Below are 19,298 nucleotides of genomic sequence, written 5' to 3' on the forward strand. Positions count from 1 at the left end.
TCAACACGCCTCATGATCTTCGAGGAGCTTGCCCTCCCCGGCCTGTTCCGCGTCGCGCCCGAGCCGCACGCGGACGAGCGCGGCTTCTTCGCCCGCACCCAGTGCGAGGAGACGTTCGTCGCGCGCGGGCTTGTCGGCCGCTTCGCCCAGTCGAGCATCTCGTTCAACCATCGCCGCGGCACGGTGCGCGGCATGCACTTTTCACGGGAGCCCCATGCCGAGACCAAGCTCGTGCGCTGCACGGCCGGCGCGATCCACGACGCGGTGATCGACCTACGGCCCGACTCGCCGACCTATCGGCGCAGCGTGGGCGTGACGCTCTCGGCCGCGAACCGCCACGCGCTCTACATCCCGGCCGGCCTTGCTCACGGCTTCCAGACGCTCTGCGACGACAGCGAAATTCTCTACATGATCGACCGGCCCTTCGTGGCCTGCGCCGCCGACGGGGTGCGCTGGGACGATCCCGCCTTCGACCTCACCTGGCCCGAGCCGGTGACGGTCATCGCAGCCCGCGATCTCGCCTTCCCCGACTGGGCGGTTCGGTGAGGCGGGTCCTCGTCACCGGCGGGGCCGGCTTCGTCGGCCGCCACGCGGTGGCCGCGCTCACGGACCACGGATTCGAGGTGCACGCCGTCGGTCGGACCGCACCGCCGGGCGTGCAGGCCTTCCACGCCGCCGACCTGCTCGACGAAGTCCAGCGCCGCGCCGCCGTGCGGGCGGCCGGTGCGAGCCACCTCCTGCATCTGGCCTGGGTCACCACGCCCGGCCGCTACTGGCAGGCGCCGGACAACCTCGACTGGACGGCGGCGAGCCTCGACCTCGTGCGGACCTTCCGCGAGGCGGGCGGCAGCCGTGCCGTCGTGGCGGGGACCTGCGCGGAGTACGACTGGGCCGACTTGCCGGGCGTCCAGGGCGGCCGCCTCCCTGAATCCGCCCCCTGCCGCCCGGCCACCCTCTACGGCAGCGCCAAGGACGGCCTGCGCCGCATCCTGCACGCCTATGCCGCGACAGCCGGCCTTTCCCTCGCCTGGGGCCGACTGTTCTACCTCTACGGTCCTGGCGAGACGCCGGGCCGGCTCGTGGGCGACGCGGCCCGCGCCCTGATCTCGGGGCAGCGCCTCGCCACCAGCGAGGGACGCCAGCGCCGCGATTTCCTGCACGTCGCCGATGCCGGCGCCGCCTTCGCGGCCCTGCTCGCCTCGGGCGTCGGAGGCGCGGTCAATATCGGCTCGGGCGAAGCCGTACCGGTCCGGGCCATCCTGGAAAGCGTCGGCGCACTGACGGGGCGCCCCGACCTGATCGATTTCGGCGCGCGCCCGCTCGGCGCCACGGAGCCGGCCTGCATCGAGGCCGACATCCGCCGGCTTACCGACGAGGTCGGCTTTCGCCCGGCCTACGGCCTGGAGGCCGGCTTGGTCGAGACGGTCGAGGGTTGGCGCGCCGCGCTCAGCAATGCGGCATCAGCCCCTTGAGACGGGCCAGGATGTCCTCGCCCGCGCAGGGCCGGGCGATGAACTGGGCGCCGTTCGGCATACGGTCGGGATCGGGCGCGGCGCGGCCGGACACGATCAGGATCGGCAGTTCGGGCCGCGCCTGCGCCACCGAGGTGGCCAGTTCGAAGCCGTTGACGCGGCCGGACAGCTCCACATCGGTCACGAGGCCGCAAATGTCGGGCCGCGCTTGTAAAATGGAGAGTGCCCGCTCGGCGGAAGCGCATTGCACGGTGTCGTAGCCGCCCTCCTCCAGCACGTCGCCGAGATCCATGATGGTCAGCGCCTCGTCCTCGACGATGAGGATGACGGGACGGTCGGCTTCCGGATTCGTCGTCTCGGTCTCGCTCGCCACCTTAAGCTCTCCCCGATTGCCCCAACGACCCAACTGGTTCGCGGACTTGACCGTTTCCCCTATCGGAACCCGGTGTGCCGCCGCGATGATCCAACGAGAAACCCTGCTCCCGGTTGCAGGGTCCCTTGGGGACCGTGATGGGTCAACCCCTCGCGGTCCGTGAGACGACCACCGTCACCGCCTCGATCAGGCGATCAAGATCGTCCGCATCGATGCTGAGCGCGGGCGTGAGGTAGACGATGTCGCCGAACGGGCGCACCCAGACGCCACGCTCGAGGAAGCGCCGCTTGAGGTCGGCGAGGTCCGGCGGGCCCGCGAACTGCACCGCACCGATGGCGCCGAGCACGCGGACCTCCCGCACACCGGGAAGCTCGCCCAGGGGGGCGAGACCCTCCTCCAGGCGCGCGGCGATGGCGCGCGCCTGATCCAGGCGCGGCTCGGTCTCGAACAGGTCGAGGCTGGCATTGGCCGCCGCGCAGGCAAGCGGGTTGGCCATGAAGGTGGGGCCATGCATGAGTGCCGCGGCCGGATCGTCCGACCAGAACGCAGAAAAGATCTCGCTGGTCGCGACCGTCGCGGCGAGCGCCATGGTGCCGCCGGTCAGCGCCTTCGAGAGGCAGAGGATGTCGGGCACGACCTCCGCCTGCTCGCAGGCGAACATCGTTCCCGTGCGGGCAAACCCCGTGAAGATCTCGTCGGCGATGAGCGGCAGGCCGTGGCGGCGGGCGAGCCGCGCGACGGTCGCCAGCACCTCCGGCGGATGGGTCAGCATCCCGCCCGCGCCCTGGACCAGCGGCTCGACGATCACCGCCGCGAGTTCGTGGCGGTGGCGGGCAAGCGCCGCATCGAGCGCGGCCTCCGCCTCGGCCGTGCGCGGCAGATCGCAAAAGACCTGGGTCGGCAGGTAGGCGCCGAAGCGGCGATGCATCCCTTCTTCGGGGTCGCAGGCCGACATCGCGCCGAGCGTGTCGCCGTGATAGCCGCCGCGAAAGGCGAGCACCCGGGTGCGGCCGGTCTCGCCGCGGTTGAGCCAGAGCTGCACCGCCATCTTCAGGGCCACCTCGACGGCGACCGAGCCGGAATCGGTGAAGAAGACGTGGTTGAGATCCCCCGGCAGCAGCGCGGCGAGCCGCGCGCCCAGCCGCTCGGCCGGCGCGTGGGTGAGCCCGCCGAACATCACGTGGGGCATGCGCATCAGCTGCTCGGCCATGGCCGCCGCGATGTGCGGGTGATTGTAGCCGTGCACCGCCGTCCACCACGAGGCGATGCCGTCGATCAGCTCGCGCCCGCCCTTGAGCGTGATGCGCGAGCCCCGCGTCGCGATCGCCTCCAGCGGCGGCGCGGCGGATTTCATCTGGGTGTAGGGGCGCCAGAGTTTTTGAGAGGCGAGCGCTGTCATGCGCGGGGGATTGAGGGGTGGCGCTGATGGAGTCAAACGCGTCAGCCCTTCCCTCTCCCCTCTGCGGGAGAGGGTGGCCCCGAAGGGGTCGGGTGAGGGGTCGGCTCAGGTCTTTCCGGAAGCGTCGCTCCCCTCTCCCGCCTGCTCCGCAGGCACCCTCCCCCGCAGAGGGGGGAGGGTTCAAAAAGCCGTCCCTACTCCGCCGCCTCGCCGTAGGCTTCCGGCGGCGGGCAGGAGCAGACGAGGTTGCGGTCGCCGTAGGCGTTGTCGACGCGGTTCACCGGTGGCCAGTACTTGTCCATGCGCAGGCTGCCCGACGGGAAGCAGGCGGCTTCCCGCGAATAGGGCCGCTCCCAGGCGCCGATCAGGTCCTGCACCGTGTGCGGCGCGTTCTTGAGCGGGTTGTTCGCCTTATCCATCCCCCCCTCCTCGATCGCCCGGATCTCCTCGCGGATCGCCAGCATGGCGTCGCAGAAGCGGTCGATCTCGGCCTTGGTCTCGGACTCGGTCGGCTCGATCATCAGCGTGCCCGCCACCGGCCAGCTCATCGTCGGCGGGTGGAAGCCGCAATCGATCAGGCGCTTGGCGATGTCCTCGACCGTCACGCCCGCGCTCTTCTGGAAGGGCCGCACATCGACGATGCACTCGTGCGCGACCCGTCCGTTCCGGCCGGCATAGAGGATGGAATAGGCCCCATCGAGCCGCCGGGCGATGTAGTTGGCGTTGAGGATCGCCACCCGCGTCGCCTGGGTCAGGCCGCGCCCGCCCATCATCAGGCAGTAGCTCCACGAGATCGGCAGGATCGATGCCGAGCCGAAGGCGGCGGCCGAGACCGCGCCCTCCTCTCCGGAGCGCGGATCGGAGGGCAGGAACGGGATCAGGTGCGTCTTCACGCCAATCGGCCCCATGCCCGGCCCGCCGCCGCCATGCGGGATGCAGAAGGTCTTGTGCAGGTTGAGATGGCTGACATCCGCGCCGATGTCGCCGGGCCGCGCCAGCCCCACCATGGCGTTGAGGTTGGCCCCGTCGAGATAGACCTGCCCGCCATGGGCGTGGACGATGTCGCAGAGTTCGCGCACCCGCGCCTCGAACACGCCGTGCGTGGACGGGTAGGTGATCATGCAGGCCGCGAGCTTTTCGGAATGCTGCTCGGCCTTCTTCCGGAAGTCCTCGACATCGATGTTGCCGTGGGCATCCGCCCCGACCACGACGACGCTCATGCCGCACATCTGCGCCGAGGCCGGGTTGGTGCCGTGGGCCGAGGACGGGATCAGGCAGACCGTGCGGTGCCCCTCCCCGCGCGAGAGGTGGTAGCGGCGGATGGCCAGCAGGCCCGCATACTCGCCCTGGGCGCCCGAGTTCGGCTGCATCGAGATCGCGTCGTAGCCGGTGATGGCGCAGAGTTTTTGTGACAGGTCATCGATCAGCTCGCGGTAGCCCAGCGCCTGATCCTCCGGCACGAAGGGGTGCAGTTCCGAGAATTCCGGCCAGGAGATCGGCAGCATCTCGGCGGTGGCGTTGAGCTTCATCGTGCAGGAGCCGAGCGGAATCATCGCTCGGTCGAGCGCGAGGTCGCGGTCACTGAGCCGGCGCATGTAGCGCGTCATCTCGCTCTCGGCCCGGTTCATGTGGAAAATCGGGTGGGTCAGGTAGTCCGAGGTCCGCTCCAGGGCCGCCGGCAGGCGCGGCTCGGGATAGGCCTCGTCGTAGGTCAGCTCGGTGCCGCCGAAGGCGCGCCAGACCGCCTGGATGATGTCGGGCCGGGTGCGCTGATCGACGCTGATGCCGATGCGGTCCGTGCCGATCCGGCGCAGGTTCACCCCGTTCTCGACCGCGCTTTTCAGGATCACGCCCTGGAACGCGCCGACCCGCACGGTGATCGTGTCGAAGAAGTGCGCGGGCTCGACGGTGAAGCCGAGCCGTTCCAGACCGGCGGCCAGGCGCACGGCGTCGCGGTGGACGCGCAGCGCGATGGCCTTGAGGCCGGCCGGCCCGTGATAGACCGCGAACATCGAGGCGATGACCGCGAGCAGCACCTGGCTGGTGCAGATGTTCGAGGTCGCCTTCTCGCGGCGGATATGCTGCTCGCGGGTCTGGAGCGCGAGGCGGTAGGAGCGGTTGCCGCGGGCATCCACCGAGACGCCGACGATGCGCCCGGGCAGTGCCCGCTTGTGGGCGTCGCGGGTCGCGAGGTAGGCGGCGTGCGGTCCGCCATAGCCCATCGGCACGCCGTAGCGCTGCATCGAGCCCACCGCGATGTCGGCGCCCATCTCGCCGGGCGCCTTGAGCAGCGTCAGCGCCAACGGATCGGCGGCGACCACGGCGAGCGCACCAGCCTCATGAAGCGCGGCGATGAGATGGGTAAAGTCGTGAACCGCGCCGTTCACGCCGGGATACTGGAACAGCGCTCCGAAGACCGTGGACGGGTCCAAATCCGAAAAGGGATCGCCGACGACGATCTCCCAGCCGAGCGGTGCCGCGCGGGTCCGCAGCACGGCGATGGTCTGGGGCAGGCAATCGCGATCGACGAAGAAGGCGTTGCGGTCCGACTTCGCCACGCGGCGCGCCATGCCCATGGCTTCGGCCGCGGCGGTGGCCTCGTCGAGCAGCGAGGCGTTGGCCATGTCGAGGGCGGTGAGGTCGCAGACCAGGGTCTGGAAATTGAGCAAAGCTTCCAGCCGGCCCTGGCTGATCTCGGGCTGGTAGGGCGAGTAGGCGGTGTACCAGGCCGGGTTCTCGAAGATGTTGCGCTGGATCGCCGGCGGCATCGTCGTGCCGTGGTAGCCCTGGCCGATCAGCGAGACGAGCAGCCGGTTCCTGTTGGCGGTGGCGCGCAGCTTCTCCAGCGAGCGCCGCTCGGTGAGCGAGATCCCGAAATCGATGTACTCCGCCTGACGGATGTCGGGGGGCAGCGTCTCGTCGATCAGCGCGTGCAGCGACTTGGCGCCGACCGTCTCCAGCATCTGGTCGATCTCGGAGAGCTTCGGGCCGATATGGCGGCGGGCTGCGAAATCGAAGGGGTCGTGGCGGTCGTATTTCATGGGGTGCCTCTTGGGCGAATGGGCTGAGCATCCCTCTCCCGCGGAGGGGAGAGGGCTGACCGTCTGCGCTAGTTGGCGAACTCCGCGTAGGCCGCCTCGTCCATCAGCGCGTCCATGGCGGAGGCATCGTCGAGCTTGAGCCGGTAGAGCCAGCCCGCGCCCTGCGGGTCGGCGCCGACCGAGGCCGGGTCGGCGACCGCCGCCTCGTTGACCTCGGTGACCTCGCCGGAGAGCGGCGCGTAGACGTCGGAGGCCGCCTTGACGGACTCGACGACGGCCGCCGCCTCGCCCTTGGTGAGCTTGGCTCCGACCTTGGGAAGCTCCACGAAGACGAGGTCGCCGAGTTGTTCGGCGGCATGCGCCGTGATGCCGACCGTGGCGATGTCGCCGTCGAGGCGCAGCCATTCGTGCTCGTCGGTGAAACGCAGCATGGTTCGAACTCCTGACACGAGAGAGATCAGCCGCGCTTGAAGCCGGCCGGGACGAAGGGAAGCGGGGAGACGACGAGGGGGAGACGCTGGCCGCGGACCTCGGCGAAGACGCGGGTGCCGGGCGCGGTCAGCGCGGCCGGCAGGAAACCCATGGCGACGGGCGCCCCGACGCTCGGGCCGAATCCGCCGGAGGTGACGCGGCCGACCGGCTCGCCGCCGGCCTCGGCGGCGAAGAGCGGAGCTTCCGCCCGCACGGGCGCCCTGCCCTCGGGGCGGAGGCCGACACGCCGCCGGGACGGCCCGCCCTCCATCGCGGGGAGGATGGTGTCCGCGCCCGGAAACCCGCCCTCGCGGGCGCCGCCCCGGCGGCGGGCGGGCGAGATCGCCCAGGCGAGGCTGGCCTCGACCGGGTTGGTACCGGGGTCGATGTCCGCCCCGTGCAGCGGCAGGCCGGCTTCGAGGCGCAGGGAATCGCGAGCGCCGAGGCCGACCGGCAGCACCTCGGCCTCCGCGAGCAGGGCCTCGGCCACAGCCTCGGCCCGCTCGGCGGGCACCGCGATCTCGAACCCGTCCTCGCCGGTATAGCCGGAGCGGCTGACGAGGCAGGACGCGCCGATCATCGCGACCGCGCGCACGTCCATGAAGCGCATCGCCTCGGTCTCGGGTGCCAACCGCGCCAGCACCTCGGCCGCCTTCGGGCCCTGAAGCGCGATCAGCGCATCCGGCACGAGCGCCATGTCGATTTCGTCCGGCAGGTGCGCCCTGAGATGCGCGAAACCGGCGGCCTTGTTGGCCGCGTTGACGACGACGTGGAGCCGGTCGGGCAGGCGCGCGACCATGAGATCGTCGAGGATGCCCCCGGCTGCGTCCGTGAGGAAGCCGTAGCGCTGGCGGCCCTCGGACAGGCCGAGGACGTCGATGGGGATCAGCGCTTCGAGGGCGCGGGCCGCCTCCGCGAGGTCGCCGGAGCGGGGCGTCAGCGCGATCTGGCCCATATGCGACACGTCGAAGAGACCGGCCGCCGCCCGCGTGTGCAGGTGTTCCTTGAGCAGCCCGCCGGGGTAGTGCAGCGGCATCGCGTAGCCCGCGAACGGCACCATCTTGGCGCCAAGGCGCAGATGGAGCGCGTGCAGCGGCGTCTGCGCCAGCGGATCAGCGAAAACGGGGGCGGCGGGGCTCAAGGCCCCGGCAGCTTGCAGGCTCATCGGGCACTCCACGACAGACGGATCTTGCCCGCCGGCCGGCTGGCAAGTTGCCCCCATCTGTCGCGCTTACCTGAGAGCTTCCCTCACTCGAATCTTGAGCGAGGTTTCTCCTTCGGTGGACGCCGGACGGCGCCTCTCTCCAGATTGTCCAACGATACGGTGATTGTGCCTGAGAGTTTCCGGGGGTGGTTGCTCCGTCGGCGCCATAACCTCTCTCGCGAGCGGCCTGGGCTCTCCCGTATCGTCTGTATCGGACGCCGCAAGGCTCGCACTTTGCCCGAGGGCGCGCAAGCCGACCCCGGTGACGATCAGCGCATCATGTTGCGCTGGCGGCAATAGCCGCGGAAGCTCTCGAAGCCCGCCGGGCAGCGGCGGACGCAAGCCCCGGCCGCGTATTTGAGCGGCGGCCGGCAGGCTTTGCGGAAGTTCTGCTCCCCGAACAGGTAGGATTGGGCCGGGCCGGCGAGCGCCGGGGCAGGGCCGCCGACGGCCCAGGCGGCGGCGAGCAGCAGGGCGGCGAAAATGGGACGGGGCATGAGACGGTTTCCTCGAAAGCCTCCGGCAACGCGCGGACCCGAGCCGGGTTCGACCCGACCGTGACGGGCCCTGCCGCGGCCCGTGCTTGACATCCCTCGACGACCGCCGCCTTCAGGCGCGATGTCCCAGACCTCTTCGTCGCAAGACCCGACCCGGAGCCTCGACGCGTTCGCCCGCGAGAAACTCGCCGGGCTGGATGCGGCCGCCCTGCGCCGCCGGCTCGTAGCCACCGCCCGCGGCCCCGATGCGGCGGCCGAGCGGGGGGGCCGCGCCCTCGTCTCGTTCTCCTGCAACGACTATCTCGGCCTCGCCCACGAGCCGCGGGTGATCGCGGCGGCCGCCGAAGCCCTCACGCGCTACGGCGCGGGCGCCGGCGCCTCGCGGCTGGTGACGGGCAATTCGCCCCCGCTCGTCGCGCTGGAGGAGCGGCTCGCCCGCCACAAGGGCAAGGAGGCGGCCCTCCTCTTCGGCTCCGGCTATCTGGCCAATCTCGGCATCGCCCCGGCCCTCGTCGGCGAAGGCGACCTGATCCTGATCGACGAACTCGGCCATTCCTGCCTGTTCGCGGGCGCGAAGATGTCGGGCGCGCAGGTCGTGCGCTTCGCCCACAACGAACTGGCGCAGTTGCGCGGCCTCCTCGCCGAGCATCGCGGCACGGCGCGGCGGGCGCTGATCCTGACCGAGCGGGTGTTCAGCATGGACGGCGACCGGGCGCCGCTGCCCGAGATCCTGGCGCTCGCAGGGGAATACGACGCCTGGACGCTGGTGGACGACGCCCACGGCCTCGGCGTGGTCGAGCCCGGCACCCGGGCGCCGCTGGAGATGGGCACGCTCTCGAAGACGCTGGGCTCCTACGGCGGCTATCTCTGCGCCTCGCAGGCCGTGATCGACCTGCTGACGAGCCGGGCGCGCAGCCTCGTCTACACCACCGGCCTGCCCCCGGCCTCCGCCGCCGCGGCGCTCGCCGCCCTGGACATCGTCGAGGCCGAACCGGCCCGCGCGGCCCGGCCGCTGGCGCTCGCCCGCCGCTTCACCGCCCGGCTCGGCCTGCCCGATGCGACGAGCCCGATCGTACCGGTGCTGGTCGGGGAAGCGGAGGCGGCGCTCGCCCTCTCGGCAGCCTTGGAGGCGCGCGGCTTCCTCGTCGTCGCGATCCGCCCGCCGACGGTGGCTCCCGGCACGGCCCGCCTGCGGGTCGCCTTCTCGGCTGCCCACGGCGAGGCGCAGGTGGATGCCCTGGCCGAGGCGTTGGCCGCACTCGCTCCGGAGAGCGTGCGCGCCGCCTGACGGGTCAGGCGGAGTGCGGAGCGAGCCGGCGGATCGAGGTGAGCGCGCCGAAGCTTTTGGCGGCGATGCGCTCGGCCGCCTCGCGCAGCGGCTCGACCGCCACCGCCATGTGGTGGCCGTTGGCGTGGATGAGCCGGTCGGCATCGAGCATCAGCCCGACATGGCCCTTCCAGAACACGAGATCGCCGCGCGCCAAGCCGTCGAGCCCCGGCGGCAGCGGCTCGCCGAGCGCCCGCTCCTGCTGGTCCGCATCGCGGGGGCAGGCGCGCCCCGCCGTCTCCAGGCAGATTTGGACCAAGCCTGAGCAATCGAGGCCGAGGCTGGTGCGACCGCCCCAGAGATAGGGCGTGCCGACCAGCCGCTCGGCGGTGGCCGCGAAATCGGGTTCGGCTGAGCCCAGGGGCGCGACGTGGCCGGCGAAGACGTAGCCGCCCTGCGCGAGCCGCCGGTACTCGCCCTCGTCCCCTTCCAGCGCGAGGGCGGCGCCGAGGCTCAGATGCGCGACGTGCGGCCGCTTCAGGTCGGGCGCCGGGTAGACGAAGGTACGCAGGGCCGCGACCCGGTGGGTCGGCGCCGGATCGGCGGGGCCGAGCGCGGCCTCGGGCAGGTAGCCGACATAACCGTCCCGGGCGATCTGGACCCAGGCGAAACCGTCGCCGCGATCGAACACCGTCACGGCGTCGCCCAGCACCGCCTCCGTGTCGAGCCCGGCCTCCGGGCGCGGCGCTCGGCGCAGGGGCGCGGCGGGGACGACGACCCGTGCAGGCTCCCCGGCGACGTATCGCTGCGCCTCGACGATCCCGCGCAGGCGGATGTCGGCGAGGTCGGGCCGGGCCAGGGTGAGGCGGGGATCGCGCATATCGGACATGATGGAGCCTGCCTCGCTCAGGATCGGGGCGGGATTGGGGATCGCCGGCCCGTGCCGACGGAATTGCGTGGAGGCGGAGGAGATCTTGCGCTCGATGCCACGCCTTGCCGCATAGCCGCGACACTTTGCCTCGAATCACACGGACCGGCCGGCTCGCATCGTCATCGAATGTACTGGCGCATCAGGACAACCGGCGCGCATCCTGCATGGGAGACGAGCGGGAACGTCCGTCGGTCAAGCCATGCGGCTGACGGTCCGTCACGTCCGATCTGTGTGCACTGCACAAACCGGACGGGCCGTCCTAAGATCGGTGCATGAAGACCGCGAGTCGTGCCGTGAAAAAGACCCAGAAGAGCTTCCAGGATCTGCCGCCGATCCGGGTGCGGCGCGAGCCGCCCACGGTGACCGAGGCGGTGACCGCCGCGCAGGATCTCGCCGACGATGTCGAGCAGCAGGTCGAGATCGCCGCCGGGCTGATCGGCCTGAGCCCGGACGAGGTGCGCCCGCACGTGGTCGCGGCCGCCAAGGCCGCGGCGGCCCGGCCGGCCCATCGCCCGCAGGAGCACCGCATCCTGGCGCCCTCCAGCCCCAACCGCGCGCCCCCGCGGACGGTGGTGGTGGAGCGGCGCAGCCGGCCGACGGTGGTGATCGAGCGCCGCGGGCGCCCTCTCGACCCGCGCCGCTGAGTCACCAGGGCAGCGTCTCGCCCCGGTAATCGAGGAAGGCCGGATCGACCCGGCCGGCCCGCGCCTCGATCACATCCGCCAAACCGGCGGCGCTCGTCGCCACGTCGAGGTCGGCGCCCTCGCCGCCCATGTCGGTGGCGACCCAGCCCGGATGCAGCAGCAGCACGCCGAAATCGCGCGCCGCGTGGCGCGCGGCGAAGCTGCGGGCGTTGGTGTTGAGCGCCGCCTTGCTCGCTCGGTAGTTCTCCCAGCCGCCCTCCGCGTTGAGGGCGACGCTGCCGAGGACCGAGGACATGAAGGCGAGCGTGGCGCCGGGCGCCAGGGTGTCGGCGAAGCGTTCCGCGAATAGGATCGGGCTCACCGCATTGGTGAGGTAGACCTGCGCATGGACCGCCCGCGGCACCGCGTGGAGCGGCTTCTCCGCTTCGATCAGGACGCCCGCGACGACGAAGATCAGATCGAAGGTCTCGCCCGCCAGCCGCTCCCGTAGGGCGGCGACCGACCCGTCGTCGTCGATCTCCACCGTCTCGACCCGCAGGCCGCGCGTCGCCAGCACCTCGAGGCCGGGCGAGGCCCCGCGACGCGTCGCCGTCACCCGCCAGCCGCGATCGAGGAAGATTTCGGCGAGCCCGAGCCCGAGCCCACGGGAGGCTCCGACGATCAGCGCGGATTTCTTGCGGTCGGGCATGGTCGTTCGGTCTTCCTTGCGCGAGAATGCGTCGAACGGTTCGAAGGGGTTCAGCCTTCGGGCGCCGGATCGAGGAGAGCCGCGACGCGGGCGGCGGCCTCCTCGACGGATCCGGGATCGGCCGTGCCGGCCAGGGACGCCGTCCCATCGGCGAGACGCGCGCGCAGATCGAAGCTTCGCACCTGCGTGCAGATCGCCACCCCCGTCACGCCGTCGCCGCTGATCGGAACGGTCAGACCGGCCGCGCGGGCACCCGCGGCAACCGTTGAGATCACCACCGCGATGGCGACCCCGTGCCGGTTGACCGCCTCCGGGCTCAGGACCAGCCAGTAATGGCGATCGCGCGTTTCTCGTCCGGCGACCGGGTTCGGATTGATCGAGTAGATCTCGCCGCGTCTCGGAACGCCTGGTCGCGGCCCCATCAGCCGATCTCGTCCCCAACCGGATCGCCGTCGAGTGCGCCCTCGACGCCGCGATAGAGGTCCGGAAGCTGGTCGGCGCCGACGAGAAGTTCCGAGAGCGTGTAGCGGCGTCGCTGCGCGGGCGGTGCGTCCGCTACCGGCTTGGCCACGATTGCCCCGCCCTTCACGTCGAGCGCGAGCGAGCTTCCCGCATCCACCCCGATACGGGCGAGCAGGGCGGCGGGAAGCGTCACGATGCGGGCGCCGCCCTGACGGCGCACCTTCACGATCGTCGTCATCACCACTCCTTCTGTGCTACTTATGTAGCACAGCTCCGACAGGCGGGCGAGCGGCCTCAATCGCCCGTCTGCACCGACCACGTCGCGTGGCGCACCTCCGGCCGCTTCGCGAGATCGGCCACCACGGCGTCGAGATCCTTGGCCTCCACCGCCGTCGCGGTGAGCGTGGCGATGACGTCGACGCTGGTCTCGCCGCGCTCCTCCACCTCCGTGCTGCCGACAGGATAATCCGCCGCCTCCAGCCGCTCGACCAGCAGGTCGCGGGCGGGACCGGCCGCCTCGGGTGCGACGCTCACCTGCACCTCGTAGGTCGCTTCCGTCGCGCTCTCGTCGATGGGGATGCGGTCGATCAGGTTGACGAGCGGGCGCAGCAGGGTGTTGCCGGCCAGCACCGCGGCGGTGACGAAGCAGGCCTCCAGCGGCAGGTCGGCGCCGGCGAAGGCGCCGACCGCGGCCGAGCACCAGAGCGTCGCGGCGGTGTTGAGGCCGCGCACGTTCATGCCCTCCTTCATGATCACGCCCGCGCCCAGGAAGCCGATGCCCGAAATCACGTAGGCCACGGTGCGCGTCGCCCCCTCGCCGCCGGTCAGCCGCATGCCGAGGTCGACGAAGGCGGCGGCGCCCAAGGCCACCAGCACGGCGGTGCGCAGGCCCGCCGTGCGCTGCCGGTACTGCCGCTCGGCCCCGATCAGGGTGCCGAGGCCGAAGGCGACGACGAGGCTGATGCCGGAATTGAGCGCTTCCGGAGTCGGAACGGGAAAAGGGCCGGCCATGGTGTCCTGGTGTCTGGCGAAGTATCCGAGGGAGAGACTCCCCGCTGTCGCAGGAGCGTGACGGTTGCGTGACGTGCGCCGCGTTGCGCCGCGGCCCGCGTATTCGTGAAGCGAGACGGGCGCGGCTCGCCTCTTCGGCCACGGAGACCGGGCGGTCAATTTGCCCGAGGGACCGGAGACGCCGCGGGATTGACGGGGCGCCTGGGCAGCGGGCAAACCGGCAAGATTGTGGGAGCCATAAGAAGAACCCACGGCGAGGAGATGCCGATGCGGCAGGATCTTTCCCCTGCGACGAGTCCGGAAGTCCGTCCGGCGGACGCCGGGAGCCTCCGCGCATGAGCGGTCAGGCCCTCGCCGCCCCCCCGGTCGCCCCCCTGGCCGAAGCTCCCGCCCGCAAAGCCGATGCCGGCATCCGCGACCGCATCCTCCAGCTGCGCGACGGCCTCAGCCACGGGCTGATCGGCGCCGAGAAGCTCGTCGAGCGCCTGCTGATCGGGCTGCTGACCGGTGGCCACCTGCTGATCGAAGGCGCCCCGGGGCTCGCCAAGACCCGCGCGGTCAAGCGCCTCTCGGACGGGCTCGACGGCTCCTTCGCCCGCGTGCAGTGCACGCCCGACCTGATGCCTGCCGACCTCACCGGAACCACAGTCTGGCGCCAGGATGCGGGCACGTTCGAGTTCCTGCCCGGGCCCCTGTTCCACTCGCTGATCCTCGTGGACGAGGTGAACCGCGCGCCGCCCAAGGTGCAGTCGGCCCTGCTCGAGGCCATGGCCGAGAGCCAGATCACGGTCTCGGGCCATACCCACCGCCTGCCCGATCCGTTCATGGTGGTGGCGACGCAGAACCCCATCGAGCACGCGGGCACCTTCCCGCTGCCGGAGGCGCAGCTCGACCGCTTCCTGCTCCACGTCGTCGTCGAGATGCCCGACGAGGCCTCCGAGCGCCGCATCCTCGACCTCGTGGAGGGCGAGTTGAACCATCACGCCGAGGCGATGCCGGTGAAGCTCTCGGTGGCCGAAGTGATCGCCGCCCGCGAGGCCGCGCTCGCCACCTACGTCTCGCCTGCCCTGAAAGACTACCTCGTGCGGCTCGTCTCGGGGACGCGCACCGACGCCGTGGCGCCGGACCTGCGCGCCTCCATCGAGCACCCGGCCTCGCCGCGCGGCACGCTGGCCCTGATGGTGGCCGGCAAGGCACGGGCCTATCTGCACGGGCGCGACCACGTGGTGCCCGAGGATATCTCCGAACTGGCCGCCGATGCCCTCTCCCACCGCATCGGCCTGACTTGGCGGGCGGCGGCCGAGGGGCGCACCACCCGTGGCATCGTCGGCGGGCTCGTCGCGCGGACGCGGGCGCTGTAGCTCCCATGACCGCCAGCGCGGCACCCGCCACCGACCCGCACGACGCCCCCGGCATCCATCTCTCCGGGGCCGGCCTGATGAGCCTGCGCCACCTCGCCCGGCGCGGCGTCTCACCCTCGACCCGCACCATCGCCGGCCTGCCCGGCGGCATCGTCACGCGCAAACGCGGGCGCGGCTCTGAGCCGGACGACGTGCGGCCGTGGTCGGAGGGCGACGACCGCCGCTTCATCGACCGCAACGCCACCGCGCGCACCGGCGAACTCCACGTGCGCACCCACCACGACGAGCGCGACCGCGCCGTGGTGCTGCTCGCCGATTTCCGGCCCTCCATGCTGTTCGGCACCCGCCGGGCTCTGCGCTCGGTCGCGGCGGCCGAAGCGCTCGCCCTGCTCGGCTGGCGCATCGTCGGCGACGGCGGGCGCATCGGCCTCATCGTCGCGAGCGCGGGCGAGCCCGCCGTGGTGCGCCCGGCCGGCGGCGAGCGGGCGATGACCGCGGTGACCGGGGCGCTCGCCCATGCCCACGCGGCGGCCCTCGCTGCCACCGCCAAGGACGACCCGCCGCTCACCGACACCCTGGCGCTGGCCCGTTCCCTGCTACCCTCCGGCGGCCATCTCGTGCTGGCGAGCGCCCTCGACGCCCCGGGCCCGGACTGGGAGAGCCTGCTCACCGCCCTGGCCGAGCGGCTCTCGATCCGCCTGCTCCTCGTCAGCGACGCCTTCGAGCGCCAGCGCCGGCCGGGCTTCTATCCCTACGCCCTGCCCGACGGCCGCCGCGGCACGGTGGAAGCCCGCCCCGGCGCTCCGGCGGTGGAGACCGGCGGCGCGGACGATCCGCGCCTCGCCCGCCTCCATGCCTGCGGCGTCGAGAGCCTGCGCATCGATGTCGAGGGCGGCCCCGAGAGCTACGCCCCGCTGATGGAGCGGCTCGATGCGGTGCTGTGACACGAGGCCCCTCTCCTCACTGCGGGAGAGGATGCCTGCGGGGCAGGCGGGTGAGAGGCCGGCTCCGCACCGTCCGGAAGCCTCGCCCCCCTCCCTCGACCCCTGCACGCCGAGGGGGGAGGGTAGTTCGGTGGCGGAATCGCGATGACGGCGCCCGACCTCTCCGCCCTGCGCGGCCTGCACCTGCCCACCGGAGGCGGCGGCGCGGTCAACCCCGAGATGGTGGCCGCGATCGCGCTCGGCTTCACCCTCGCGCTCCTCGTCGGCGGGCTCCGCCTTCTTCGGGCGCGGCGCGGTGCATCCGTGCGCCGGGCGGCCCTGCAGGAACTCGCGCTGGCGAGCCGACTCGAGCCGGAGGCGCGGCGCGTGGCCCAGGCCCGGCTCCTGCGCCGCGTGGTGCGCACGCTCAAGGGCGAGGAAGCGGCCCGCACCCGCGGCCCGGCCTGGGCCGAAACGCTGGACGCGACCTTCGGCACCGACTTCTTCCGCAACGGGGCCGGCCGCGCCTTCGCCGACGACCTCTACCGGCGGCCCGGCAGCGGCGACCCTGCCGGGATCGATGCCGGCCTGAGCCGCCTCGTCGCCAAGATCCGGGCCTGAGCTGCCATGCCCGCCGATCTCTTTCCCGTCTGGCTCACGGCGCTCGCCTCCGCCTTCGACTTCGCGAGCCCCCTCGCGCTGCTGCTCCTGCCCCTGCCCCTGCTCGCGGCCCGGCTGATCCCAGCGGAACGGGAGGGCGGCAGCGGCGCCCTGCGGGTGCCGCCCTCCCTCGTCGGCGCGGCGGAGCGGGCCGAGAGCGTGGTCGCGCGCGGACGTCGCCGGCTCTGGCTCACGGGCACGCTCTGGGCGGCGCTGGTCACGGCGCTGGCCGGCCCCCGCCTCGTCCTGCCCGCCACGGCGCTGCCGGCTTCCGCCCGCGAGATCGTGCTGACGCTCGACCTCTCCGGCAGCATGGAGCGCAAGGATTTCTCCCTCGACGGCGAGACGGTGAGCCGGCTGGCCGCAGTCAAGCGCGTCGGCGCCGAGTTCATCCGCCGCCGGGCCGGCGACCGGATCGGCCTCGTCGCCTTCGCCGATCAGGCCTACGTCGCCGCCGCGCCGAGCTTCGACACGGCCTCCGTCGCCCGCACGCTGGAAGAGGCGACCATCGGCCTCGTCGGGCGCTCCACCGGCATCGGCGACGGGCTCGGCCTCGCCCTCAAGCGCCTCGCGCCCGCGCAGGTCGCCGATGCGGAGGGCGGTGGTCCTCCCCCGTCCCGCGACAAGGTCGTGGTGCTGCTCTCGGACGGGGCCAACAATGCCGGCCAGACCGCTCCCAAGGAGGTCGCGGAACTGGCAAAGGATCTGGGCGTGCGCGTCTACACCATCGCCCTCGGGCCGATCGACATGGCCGACAACCCCAACAACGAGCAGGATGTCGTCGATGTCGAGACCCTGCGCGCCATGGCCGAGGCGAGCGGCGGTCGCGCCTTCCGGGTGAAGACCACCGACGATCTGGAGAACGTGGCTGCCGCCATCGACGAGCTGGAGGGCGGTCGCGCCAAGGCGCCGCCGCTGCCGCTGCGCCGGGACCTCTGGCCCTGGCCGGCGGCCCTCGCCTTCCTCTGCGCCTGCGGCTTGCTCGCGACGAGGCGCCGGCTGTGATCGACACCTTCGCACTCCTGCGCCCCCTCTGGTTCCTGGCGATCCCCCTCGTGGCGGCTCTGGCCCTGCGCGCCGCGTGGCGCTCGGCCCCGCTCGGCGACTGGGGCAAGGCGGTCGATCCCCACCTGATGGCGCTGCTCGCCCGCCGCGGCGCCGTGCTGGGCGGACGGCGGCAGGCCAACCTCGCCGCGGCGCTCGCGGCCGGCCTCCTCGCCCTGGCGCTGACCGGCCCGGCCGTGGAGCGGCCGGAGGCGGCCACCTTCCGCAACCTCGATGCCACCGTGATCGTGCTCGACCTCTCCCGCTCGGTTACCGAGGGCGGTCGCTTCAAGGAGGCGCGGCAGGCGGCGCAGGCCGTGGCGGAAGCCGCCGGCACCCGCTCGGCGGCGCTGATCGTCTACGCGGGCGACGCCTATACCGCCGTCTCGCCCACGACCGACCGGGACAGTATCGCCACCACTCTGTTCGCCCTCGACGCCGACACCGTGCCCGATCGCGGCACCCATCCCGAGCGCGGCCTGGCGCTGGCCCGCCGCACGCTCGCGGAATCGAACGTCGTCTCCGCCGACGTGGTGCTGATCTCGGACGGCGACGGCATCGGGCAGGCCGCCGAGCGCGAGGCCGCCGCGATCCGCGACCGGGGCTGGCAGCTCCACGGCCTGTTCGTTCCCGCCGCCAGGGCCCTGCCGCCGGGCGCGCCGCAGACCGACCGCGCCGCCCTCGACCGGCTCGCCGCCGCGGGCGGGGGACGGGCCGCCGACATCGAGGCCGCCGGGCCGGTGCTCGACCGGGTCGGCGCCTCGACCGCGCAGCATCTCGCCGCGGGCGGCTACGGCGTGCTCGCCTTCGCCGATCTCGGCCGCTGGCTCCTGTTGCTCGCCCTCGTGCCCGCCCTCTTCCTGTTCCGACGGAGCGCGTGATGCTGGCGCCGCTGCCTCCCCGCGCCTTCGCATCCGCGACGCCTCTGCTGCGGGGCATGCCCCGGGCCTTCCCCCGGCACTGGCGCCGGCTCGCCCGCATCGCCGGGCTGGCGCTCGCGGGGGCTGGTATCCTCGGCTTGATGCTGCTGTCCGAGCCGCGCACCAGCCTCGGGCGACTGCTGATGGCGAGTGGGTTTCCGGGTGCGGCGGTCTCGGTGTTCGATCAGACCGCTTGGCGAGCGGCCGCCCTCTACGAGGCCGGACGCACCAACGAGGCGATCCCGCTGTTTCGGGCGCAAGGGAAGCGCGGTGCCTACAATCTCGGCAACGCGCTCGCCCGCTCGGGCGACCTCAAGGGCGCGCTCGACGCCTACGACGAGGCGCTCCTCTACAACCCGCGCGACGCCGACGCGCAGGCCAACCGCTCGTTGATCGCGCGGGCGTTGGAGGAGGAGTTCGACCGCGGCAAGGGCGGCGGCATCGCCAATGCCGCGGCCCAGTACGGCGCCCGCTACAACAACACCGCCAACCAGGATCAGAACGACGACATCCGCGCCACGTCCAGCGGTGAAGGACTGGCCGGCAACAAGGAGGCGGGTTCCTCCGCTTCCCTGCCCGGCACCAGCCCCGTGGCGCGCCGCGGCAAGGCGGAGCAGCAGGCGATCGATTCCGGCAAGGGCCAGGCTCGCGGCTCGGCCAGCGACGCGGCGGGCCGCGGGCGCCAGGGCGCCGGCTCGGCCATGGTCGCCGCAGCCCCCGAGCGGGAGGCGCGGCGGGTCACCAAGAGCTTCGAGGCGCACGAGATCCACCCCGACCGGCTCTGGCTCCAGACCCTGCCGGACGAGCCGGGCCGCTACCTGAAGCTGCGCCTCAAGGCCGAGCAGGCCCGCCGCGTCGAGGCCGGCACCGCGATCCCGGGAGGCAGCAACCCGTGGTGACGTTTTTCGGCTTTCTCGGGCGTGGCGCGAA

At 72.3% G+C, this 19,298-nt stretch carries 21 protein-coding genes and 1 riboswitch; of the genes, 10 read left to right on the forward strand and 11 right to left on the reverse strand.

Features of this window, described 5'->3' with window-relative positions; all coding sequences use genetic code 11:
- Positions 1 to 12: 12 nt before the first annotated feature.
- Both BY998_RS06760 and BY998_RS06765 read left to right on the forward strand, forming a co-directional pair.
- Entirely contained in the window at positions 13 to 546 is a 534-nt protein-coding gene (locus BY998_RS06760) for a dTDP-4-dehydrorhamnose 3,5-epimerase family protein (RefSeq protein ID WP_110350852.1), read from the forward strand.
- The gene (locus BY998_RS06765; RefSeq protein WP_110350853.1) at positions 543 to 1,472 is read left to right on the forward strand and encodes an NAD(P)-dependent oxidoreductase; all 930 of its coding nucleotides are present in this window, start codon (positions 543 to 545) and stop codon (positions 1,470 to 1,472) included. The genes BY998_RS06760 and BY998_RS06765 overlap by 4 nt, the downstream gene beginning before the upstream one ends.
- On the opposite strand, the gene BY998_RS06770 is transcribed toward BY998_RS06765, so the two are convergent.
- From BY998_RS06770 to BY998_RS06800, 6 genes are all read right to left on the reverse strand, one after another.
- The gene (locus BY998_RS06770; protein ID WP_110350854.1) at positions 1,447 to 1,845 is read right to left on the reverse strand and encodes a response regulator; all 399 of its coding nucleotides are present in this window, start codon (positions 1,843 to 1,845) and stop codon (positions 1,447 to 1,449) included. The genes BY998_RS06765 and BY998_RS06770 overlap by 26 nt on opposite strands.
- A gap of 142 nt (positions 1,846 to 1,987) precedes the next feature.
- Positions 1,988 to 3,244 carry an adenosylmethionine--8-amino-7-oxononanoate transaminase gene (locus tag BY998_RS06775; RefSeq protein ID WP_110350855.1) on the reverse strand — a complete coding sequence of 419 codons (1,257 nt, stop codon included), beginning with the start codon at positions 3,242 to 3,244 and terminating at the stop codon, positions 1,988 to 1,990.
- Between the two features lie 194 nt (positions 3,245 to 3,438).
- Entirely contained in the window at positions 3,439 to 6,285 is a 2,847-nt protein-coding gene (gene gcvP / locus BY998_RS06785; RefSeq protein ID WP_110350856.1) for an aminomethyl-transferring glycine dehydrogenase, read from the reverse strand.
- Between the two features lie 68 nt (positions 6,286 to 6,353).
- Positions 6,354 to 6,716: a glycine cleavage system protein GcvH gene (gcvH, locus tag BY998_RS06790; RefSeq protein WP_110350857.1), complete on the reverse strand. Its 363-nt coding sequence runs from the start codon at positions 6,714 to 6,716 to the stop codon at positions 6,354 to 6,356.
- A 26-nt stretch (positions 6,717 to 6,742) separates the two neighbouring features.
- Positions 6,743 to 7,921 carry a glycine cleavage system aminomethyltransferase GcvT gene (gcvT, locus tag BY998_RS06795; RefSeq protein WP_110350858.1) on the reverse strand — a complete coding sequence of 393 codons (1,179 nt, stop codon included), beginning with the start codon at positions 7,919 to 7,921 and terminating at the stop codon, positions 6,743 to 6,745.
- Between the two features lie 147 nt (positions 7,922 to 8,068).
- Positions 8,069 to 8,170, reverse strand: a riboswitch (glycine riboswitch).
- Positions 8,171 to 8,229: 59 nt separating this feature from the next.
- Complete coding sequence (locus tag BY998_RS06800; RefSeq protein WP_110350859.1) at positions 8,230 to 8,457, reverse strand: hypothetical protein; 228 nt, start codon at positions 8,455 to 8,457, stop codon at positions 8,230 to 8,232.
- A gap of 121 nt (positions 8,458 to 8,578) precedes the next feature.
- Here BY998_RS06800 and BY998_RS06805 point away from each other — a divergent pair, with 121 nt between their 5' ends.
- Positions 8,579 to 9,745, forward strand: a complete 1,167-nt coding sequence (locus BY998_RS06805; protein WP_110350860.1) for an aminotransferase class I/II-fold pyridoxal phosphate-dependent enzyme — start codon at positions 8,579 to 8,581, stop codon at positions 9,743 to 9,745.
- Positions 9,746 to 9,749: 4 nt separating this feature from the next.
- On the opposite strand, the gene BY998_RS06810 is transcribed toward BY998_RS06805, so the two are convergent.
- A complete protein-coding gene (locus BY998_RS06810; RefSeq protein WP_110350861.1) occupies positions 9,750 to 10,613 on the reverse strand; it encodes an NlpC/P60 family protein in 864 nt (287 codons plus the stop codon).
- A gap of 314 nt (positions 10,614 to 10,927) precedes the next feature.
- Here BY998_RS06810 and BY998_RS06815 point away from each other — a divergent pair, with 314 nt between their 5' ends.
- Positions 10,928 to 11,299: a hypothetical protein gene (locus BY998_RS06815; RefSeq protein ID WP_110350862.1), complete on the forward strand. Its 372-nt coding sequence runs from the start codon at positions 10,928 to 10,930 to the stop codon at positions 11,297 to 11,299.
- 1 nt (position 11,300) lies between these two features.
- Here BY998_RS06815 and BY998_RS06820 read toward each other — a convergent pair whose 3' ends face one another.
- Genes BY998_RS06820 through BY998_RS06835 form a run of 4 tightly spaced genes read right to left on the reverse strand, consistent with a single transcriptional unit; the run spans position 11,301 to position 13,460 of the window.
- Positions 11,301 to 11,987 (reverse strand): SDR family oxidoreductase, encoded by a 687-nt coding sequence (locus BY998_RS06820; protein WP_110350863.1) that lies wholly within the window; start codon positions 11,985 to 11,987, stop codon positions 11,301 to 11,303.
- Positions 11,988 to 12,037: 50 nt separating this feature from the next.
- Complete coding sequence (locus BY998_RS06825; RefSeq protein ID WP_110350864.1) at positions 12,038 to 12,409, reverse strand: type II toxin-antitoxin system PemK/MazF family toxin; 372 nt, start codon at positions 12,407 to 12,409, stop codon at positions 12,038 to 12,040.
- Entirely contained in the window at positions 12,409 to 12,687 is a 279-nt protein-coding gene (locus BY998_RS06830) for an AbrB/MazE/SpoVT family DNA-binding domain-containing protein (protein ID WP_110350865.1), read from the reverse strand. Before BY998_RS06830 ends, BY998_RS06825 begins: the two co-directional genes overlap by 1 nt.
- Positions 12,688 to 12,743: 56 nt before the next feature.
- Entirely contained in the window at positions 12,744 to 13,460 is a 717-nt protein-coding gene (locus BY998_RS06835) for an MgtC/SapB family protein (protein ID WP_110350866.1), read from the reverse strand.
- 335 nt (positions 13,461 to 13,795) lie between these two features.
- Here BY998_RS06835 and BY998_RS06840 point away from each other — a divergent pair, with 335 nt between their 5' ends.
- From BY998_RS06840 to BY998_RS06865, 6 genes are all read left to right on the forward strand, one after another.
- Entirely contained in the window at positions 13,796 to 14,821 is a 1,026-nt protein-coding gene (locus BY998_RS06840) for an AAA family ATPase (RefSeq protein ID WP_245421502.1), read from the forward strand.
- A gap of 5 nt (positions 14,822 to 14,826) precedes the next feature.
- Positions 14,827 to 15,765 (forward strand): DUF58 domain-containing protein, encoded by a 939-nt coding sequence (locus tag BY998_RS06845; RefSeq protein ID WP_110350867.1) that lies wholly within the window; start codon positions 14,827 to 14,829, stop codon positions 15,763 to 15,765.
- Between the two features lie 138 nt (positions 15,766 to 15,903).
- Positions 15,904 to 16,365 (forward strand): DUF4381 domain-containing protein, encoded by a 462-nt coding sequence (locus BY998_RS06850; protein ID WP_110350868.1) that lies wholly within the window; start codon positions 15,904 to 15,906, stop codon positions 16,363 to 16,365.
- Positions 16,366 to 16,371: 6 nt separating this feature from the next.
- Entirely contained in the window at positions 16,372 to 17,409 is a 1,038-nt protein-coding gene (locus BY998_RS06855; RefSeq protein WP_110350869.1) for a VWA domain-containing protein, read from the forward strand.
- Positions 17,406 to 18,329, forward strand: a complete 924-nt coding sequence (locus BY998_RS06860; protein WP_110350870.1) for a VWA domain-containing protein — start codon at positions 17,406 to 17,408, stop codon at positions 18,327 to 18,329. The genes BY998_RS06855 and BY998_RS06860 overlap by 4 nt, the downstream gene beginning before the upstream one ends.
- Positions 18,329 to 19,267 (forward strand): tetratricopeptide repeat protein, encoded by a 939-nt coding sequence (locus BY998_RS06865; RefSeq protein ID WP_110350871.1) that lies wholly within the window; start codon positions 18,329 to 18,331, stop codon positions 19,265 to 19,267. Before BY998_RS06860 ends, BY998_RS06865 begins: the two co-directional genes overlap by 1 nt.
- The last annotated feature ends 31 nt before the right edge of the window (positions 19,268 to 19,298 follow it).

It is taken from the genome of Methylobacterium sp. B4 (assembly GCF_003201865.1).
Classification (GTDB): domain Bacteria; phylum Pseudomonadota; class Alphaproteobacteria; order Rhizobiales; family Beijerinckiaceae; genus Methylobacterium.

Bases quoted from the DNA above. Each gene is read 5' to 3' on its own strand.
- gcvH (WP_110350857.1), bottom strand. From the start codon at position 6,716: ATGCTGCGTTTCACCGACGAGCACGAATGGCTGCGCCTCGACGGCGAC.
- gcvT (WP_110350858.1), bottom strand. From the start codon at position 7,921: ATGAGCCTGCAAGCTGCCGGGGCCTTGAGCCCCGCCGCCCCCGTTTTC.
- BY998_RS06820 (WP_110350863.1), bottom strand. From the start codon at position 11,987: ATGCCCGACCGCAAGAAATCCGCGCTGATCGTCGGAGCCTCCCGTGGG.
- BY998_RS06845 (WP_110350867.1), top strand. From the start codon at position 14,827: ATGACCGCCAGCGCGGCACCCGCCACCGACCCGCACGACGCCCCCGGC.
- BY998_RS06835 (WP_110350866.1), bottom strand. From the start codon at position 13,460: ATGGCCGGCCCTTTTCCCGTTCCGACTCCGGAAGCGCTCAATTCCGGC.
- BY998_RS06805 (WP_110350860.1), top strand. From the start codon at position 8,579: ATGTCCCAGACCTCTTCGTCGCAAGACCCGACCCGGAGCCTCGACGCG.
- BY998_RS06830 (WP_110350865.1), bottom strand. From the start codon at position 12,687: ATGACGACGATCGTGAAGGTGCGCCGTCAGGGCGGCGCCCGCATCGTG.
- BY998_RS06815 (WP_110350862.1), top strand. From the start codon at position 10,928: ATGAAGACCGCGAGTCGTGCCGTGAAAAAGACCCAGAAGAGCTTCCAG.
- BY998_RS06825 (WP_110350864.1), bottom strand. From the start codon at position 12,409: ATGGGGCCGCGACCAGGCGTTCCGAGACGCGGCGAGATCTACTCGATC.
- gcvP (WP_110350856.1), bottom strand. From the start codon at position 6,285: ATGAAATACGACCGCCACGACCCCTTCGATTTCGCAGCCCGCCGCCAT.
- BY998_RS06865 (WP_110350871.1), top strand. From the start codon at position 18,329: ATGCTGGCGCCGCTGCCTCCCCGCGCCTTCGCATCCGCGACGCCTCTG.
- BY998_RS06775 (WP_110350855.1), bottom strand. From the start codon at position 3,244: ATGACAGCGCTCGCCTCTCAAAAACTCTGGCGCCCCTACACCCAGATG.
- BY998_RS06760 (WP_110350852.1), top strand. From the start codon at position 13: ATGATCTTCGAGGAGCTTGCCCTCCCCGGCCTGTTCCGCGTCGCGCCC.
- BY998_RS06840 (WP_245421502.1), top strand. From the start codon at position 13,796: ATGAGCGGTCAGGCCCTCGCCGCCCCCCCGGTCGCCCCCCTGGCCGAA.
- BY998_RS06855 (WP_110350869.1), top strand. From the start codon at position 16,372: ATGCCCGCCGATCTCTTTCCCGTCTGGCTCACGGCGCTCGCCTCCGCC.
- BY998_RS06810 (WP_110350861.1), bottom strand. From the start codon at position 10,613: ATGTCCGATATGCGCGATCCCCGCCTCACCCTGGCCCGGCCCGACCTC.
- BY998_RS06800 (WP_110350859.1), bottom strand. From the start codon at position 8,457: ATGCCCCGTCCCATTTTCGCCGCCCTGCTGCTCGCCGCCGCCTGGGCC.